Raw genomic sequence first — 4,963 nt, forward strand, 5'->3', positions numbered from 1 at the left:
TGCTGCCAATCTTTGAGTGTATCTGTCATCGGGCTTGGTCAGAAATAACAGAAAAGATAGACTGGGCGGTCTGCTATATAACAATAAACGCAAAAAAGTCACAACAAAGAAAATCTAGAAAAGACATGACGTTAGATGGAATTTTTGCAGGCCTTAATGCTTAAGGTCCAGTGTATGAGTTAGTGATAAAATTGTCGAGTTAAGAGAGTTAATATTTAAAGACTGCGGTCATAAATTTAAGCAGCTGCTATTCCAAATGGAGAGTAAAACGAATCGATTTAGAATTGATTTTGAGTTTGATGACGAAAATCGATGGGCAATTAAACCTGCAAAAATCAAAGAAATGAGAGTGTTGTTGAAACCAAATTTTGAATAATATTTTAAACCTAATGCAAATATAGACTTGGCAGCTGAGAGTGCACCAGCACACCGAAAACTTCATCGCTATAACAACGAATCTTGGATAGGTATAAATATTAGCGGGCAGAGAGTACCAAATAAAGAACAGTTTCTAGAAGGTTAGGTTGTATGAAAACAGGGCGTTACCAAGTACTATATTTGATACCAAAGATGAACATTGGGAAGGACTATGAGCGCATACTATTTGAAAAAGCCTAATGGCTCATATGATTTAGTTGATTTGAATACTGTAACAATCACTAATCAAATAGTAAGAAATACTGACCTCACCTTCGAGGTCGTGGTAAGAAAACTAATGGCATTACCCTATGATAATTCCAATATAGCGGACTTGTGGGATGGTCAGTTTGACTGCAACTTTATTCCACAAGCACGAAAGCAAAATTTTGACATAAATGTACTTGGAAATTTTCTATTATTGACTCAATCAGCATATCAATTTCTCGTCGATAAAATCCATCCCTATGGTGAATTTGTAAAGGTCAATGCTGATGGAGAGTCTTTAATGCTATTTAATCCTCAAGTTTTTGCGAATGAAGATCTAACTTTATGTAAAATGAACTATGTAGATGGCTTTGAAGACGGTCTTAAGTCATTAGCTTTTTTGAATGAAGATATTCAAAATAAGCTACTTTTTAAGTCAAAATTACAAGGCGGCTATTCTATATATTGCAATGAGGCTTTTAAGAGATTATTTATTAATTCAGAGCTTGAAGGCTTAAACTTTGATAGCGATTTATTAAATCCGTTCTAGTATTTGGTTGTGTATTGCAGAGTTAGCAGGTCAAGGTGCATTGACCACTTATGCTCTATGCCTTGAGCTGCAGGGCGATATAGCGAACGTTTTACGAACAAATTAAGTATATTTTTAAAACTACATTTGCTCATAACGCTATCATTTCATGAGTGATTGGAAGTAATTCTGTATTGATACTATTCATTGTGAACAAAAAACGCACACTCATGCGGTTACCCTGCCTTGAGCTGCTAGAAACATCGTATCATTGCCATAGCGTTGGTTAATGTCATCTAGCGTATGCATCAAAGCTGGGTTAGTTTTTGGAGGGGTAAACAAATCGAATTGGTTGTGTTTTTCGCTGGCTAGATCAATAAGCACTATACCGATTTTGTAATAATGTATGCCTTCACGAAAAAGCTTTGGTGCGGCTTCACTCATAGCTTTGGTTAGCTCAAAAGTGCAGTTGGTTGGACATGGAAAATACACAATAGCTTTGTAGCTTACTGGCCGCTCATCATGGGGTGAATTACTGGCAAAAATCAGCATAGTCTTATTGGCTTAAAGGTACTGAAAACTTAGTGTAGGCGCCTAATATTAAAGGGCTACATACAGAGGAAATGGCTAAGAAAGTTTATGAAGCATTTGCTTATGTAGATATAACACATAGCGATCCAAAACTAGCCAAAAAAGAAGTTGTAGCTGCATTGCAGGATATGGGTAAAATGGCAGCCAACCATAAGAGAGGAAATACTTACTAATGAATTTAGAGCAAAGTGGTCTACATTAGTTGCGGAAGCATATAACGGGTTAGTAAAGTTAGCCTTAGAATCCTAAATTGAGATTCGAAGGCTAAGTATTTCGAGCTGATAAGTTTACAGACGAATTGATAGACGAATTGTTTCCTGTTGGTGGCATACACCATGAAAAAGCCTTTAAAAGTTCTACAAGCGATGTAGCTAAAGGCTTTGATTGTAATACGATTATTTATATAAAATCCAAAGCAGTTGTAAATATTTCTGATAACTCAGCTGTAAAAGCTCATGAAAAAAGAAATATTGTTCAAAACTTCGACAAAATTTCGAGCAATATCAAAATCATTCTTTAATGGACAGCACAGAATAAGATTGGAAGAAGTTTAATTATGAACAAAAAAAAATATTATGATGAACGTACAGGTAAGCTAATCACAGATGAGCTTAGTTTAGAAATGATTAGACTTGAAGAAAAAATTCCCAACGATCTTCGGTTTCCTTTTATGACAAATAAGTTGAGTGGTTCTAGAGAGCCGCATAAAACTCAATGGATGTCATCGTACTTTGTTTTCCGGATTGCAAAACCGACTCCTACAGACGAAGAGTGTAAAGAATACTATCAACGTATTAATGTTGATAGTGAAGATGATATTAATCGTTTTAGAGGCGCTTTAATCGGTTGTGCAATTGGTGATGCGTTAGGCACTACCGTTGAATTTAAAGCACCTGGTTCTTTTCCGCCCTTAACCGATATTGTTGGTGGTGGTCCATTTAATCTAAAAGCAGGTGAATGGACTGATGACACAAGTATGATGTATTGCTTGGTACATAGTCTTATTAGAACTAAGCAGTGTGATTTAAAAGATCAAATGGACTTATATTGTAGATGGTGGCAAGACGGGGTATTTAGTGCAACAGGAAAATGCTTTGATATTGGTAATACAGTTGTATCAGCTTTAAAACGTTACCAGCAAACAGGCGACCCTTTATCTGGTGATACAACTCCAATGTCTGCGGGGAATGGCTCACTCATGCGGATTGCCCCCATTCCTATTCGTTACTTTAATAGTTTTGACAATACGATTAAATACGCAGCGTTAAGTTCAATGACAACTCATGGTGCAATTGAAGCTGTTGATGCATGTAGATATTTTAGCGGCCTCATTTGGGGCGCGTTACATGGGATATCAAAAGATGAATTACTTGATGGGTTATATACACCTATTGATGAGTATTGGGAACAAAATCCACTTTGTGATTCGGTACTCAAGTTAATAAAAGAAGAAGAATACAAGAACAAAAAAGCAAAAGATATTCGAGCGAGTGGATATGTAATGCATACCTTGGAAGCTGTATTATGGGCATTTTTCCATAGTGATTCATTTGAAAAAGGTGCACTGTTAGCGGTTAATTTAGGTGAGGATGCAGATACAACTGGAGCAGTATATGGTCAACTAGCAGGGGCCTATTATGGTGAAAGGGTTATTGATTTTAGATGGGTTCGTAAAATAAAAGAAAATCATTGCTTCTATTTAAAAGCTGAAGAGCTGAAAGACATAATCATCTCAGAAAGAGCAATTTAAATAGTTATAATTTAAATTATTAATAATATGGCCATTCACTCTAATTGGCCTTTTTCCAGATTTCACCTTTTATTAAAAACGACAATGACAATGACAAGGGTAATACGATGTCATCAATAAAAATACATATTATTGCAAGGGGTTGAAGACAGGGCAACCGCATGAGTGTGCATTTTTTGCTCACAATGAATGTTTTCAGTATAGAATCACTTCCAATCATTCTTGAGGTGATAACATTCCGAACAAATGTAGTTTGATAAATATACTCAATTTGTTCATAAAACGTTCGCGATCTCGCCCTGGGGTTGAAGATGATAAGAGAGCATTTAAGAACAAAAGATTACTATAACGATAGAATTGAATTCAGGTTAAAATCTATTGAAAAAAAGGTAAGTAAAATTGAATCGGATGGAAAATTTACCAATGACGTAAAGATGAGAAATTCTTTTCGACTAGTCAGTGACTCTATGTATTTATTACATCAAAAATATTCACGCGGTGATGAACTCTCAGCACTAAAGCCAGATCTACTCAAAGCGTTAGAGTATCGCCGATGGCAAAAAAACTATGCTGATGCATTACCTGACAATGAACAGGCTGAGCGTATAGGTTGGGAAGAAATTAGAGAAAATTACTTAGAAGAATTCCTGAAATGGCTAAGTTTTGCTTACTGTTTGGATATGGGTAAGGAGTATTACCTACATATGTTAACTTTAATTGCTAATCAAGGTCTTGACTCATTATTGGATAAAATTGCCGTTGAGATGGGAGATTATGAACGTGAAGTATCCAAAGAATTACTTTTTAAAAAGCGGTTTAGCAAGCTTTATAAAGTTATTAAAAGCGAGCCAGAAGCACGCCCTACCTTAGTAAAGGCATATTTAGATGCTTGGTATAAGCTAGAAGGAAGCCCTTATTACCATTTAATGGACACCGATGCCTATATAGGCTACTGGTGTTGGGAGGCTGCCTTAGTCGTTAAGCTTTATGACATTGACGATAGCAGTTTTATCGATCATGAATACTATCCAAAAGATTTAGTACATTGGCAAGGTAGCTCAAATAAGTAGAGAAGTGACGATACGAGATATTTGAAAGAATAAAAAACTACTAATTCGCAATAAAAAAATGGAAGCCTGTCAGTAAAAGCATTAAATATAAATGCAAGCATAATAGTTAAAGCACCTGAGTTATAAGAGAACAAATCATGTTACGAGATACCTTAAAAAATAAAGCATATTATGATGAACGTGTAGCGTTTAAAAAAGAATGTATTGCTGAGGATGTTGAAGAAATTAAATATGATGATACTGATTCAATTGAAGTAAAAATGAAAGGCTCATTTAGGCTAGTCAGTGACTCTATGTATTTATTACATCAAAAATATTCACGTGGTGATGAACTTTCATCTCTAAAGCCAGATCTACTCAAAGCGTTAGAGTATCGTCAATGGCAAAAAAATTATGCTG

6 protein-coding genes and 2 pseudogenes are annotated in these 4,963 nt (G+C 35.5%); 7 read left to right on the plus strand and 1 reads right to left on the minus strand.

Annotated elements, in window-relative coordinates; all coding sequences use genetic code 11:
* Positions 1-164 (plus strand): annotated as a pseudogene (locus AC19MV_RS22720) (IS4 family transposase); the annotation flags it as partial.
* Between the two features lie 425 nt (positions 165-589).
* Positions 590-1,174 carry a hypothetical protein gene (locus tag AC19MV_RS22725; RefSeq protein WP_498310009.1) on the plus strand — a complete coding sequence of 195 codons (585 nt, stop codon included), beginning with the start codon at positions 590-592 and terminating at the stop codon, positions 1,172-1,174.
* A 222-nt stretch (positions 1,175-1,396) separates the two neighbouring features.
* On the opposite strand, the pseudogene AC19MV_RS22730 reads toward AC19MV_RS22725, so the two are convergent.
* Positions 1,397-1,711 (minus strand): annotated as a pseudogene (locus AC19MV_RS22730) (DUF4113 domain-containing protein); the annotation flags it as partial.
* A 65-nt stretch (positions 1,712-1,776) separates the two neighbouring features.
* Between AC19MV_RS22730 and AC19MV_RS22735 the strand changes: the two are divergent.
* The 5 genes from AC19MV_RS22735 to AC19MV_RS22755 form a co-directional block, all read left to right on the plus strand.
* The gene (locus tag AC19MV_RS22735; protein WP_498310010.1) at positions 1,777-1,917 is read left to right on the plus strand and encodes a hypothetical protein; all 141 of its coding nucleotides are present in this window, start codon (positions 1,777-1,779) and stop codon (positions 1,915-1,917) included.
* A 125-nt stretch (positions 1,918-2,042) separates the two neighbouring features.
* Complete coding sequence (locus AC19MV_RS22740) at positions 2,043-2,264, plus strand: hypothetical protein (protein WP_498310011.1); 222 nt, start codon at positions 2,043-2,045, stop codon at positions 2,262-2,264.
* A 36-nt stretch (positions 2,265-2,300) separates the two neighbouring features.
* Positions 2,301-3,494, plus strand: a complete 1,194-nt coding sequence (locus AC19MV_RS22745) for an ADP-ribosylglycohydrolase family protein (protein WP_498310012.1) — start codon at positions 2,301-2,303, stop codon at positions 3,492-3,494.
* Positions 3,495-3,805: 311 nt separating this feature from the next.
* Entirely contained in the window at positions 3,806-4,564 is a 759-nt protein-coding gene (locus tag AC19MV_RS22750; protein WP_498310013.1) for a PoNe immunity protein domain-containing protein, read from the plus strand.
* Between the two features lie 137 nt (positions 4,565-4,701).
* A partial coding sequence (locus AC19MV_RS22755; protein WP_498310014.1) for a PoNe immunity protein domain-containing protein occupies positions 4,702-4,963 on the plus strand: 262 nt, incomplete at its 3' end.

This window comes from Shewanella sp. MF05913 (assembly GCF_059758095.1).

Excerpts from the sequence above, each read along its gene's own strand:
- AC19MV_RS22745 (WP_498310012.1), top strand. The coding sequence starts at position 2,301 with ATGAACAAAAAAAAATATTATGATGAACGTACAGGTAAGCTAATCACA.
- AC19MV_RS22725 (WP_498310009.1), top strand. The coding sequence starts at position 590 with ATGAGCGCATACTATTTGAAAAAGCCTAATGGCTCATATGATTTAGTT.
- AC19MV_RS22750 (WP_498310013.1), top strand. The coding sequence starts at position 3,806 with ATGATAAGAGAGCATTTAAGAACAAAAGATTACTATAACGATAGAATT.
- AC19MV_RS22735 (WP_498310010.1), top strand. The coding sequence starts at position 1,777 with ATGGCTAAGAAAGTTTATGAAGCATTTGCTTATGTAGATATAACACAT.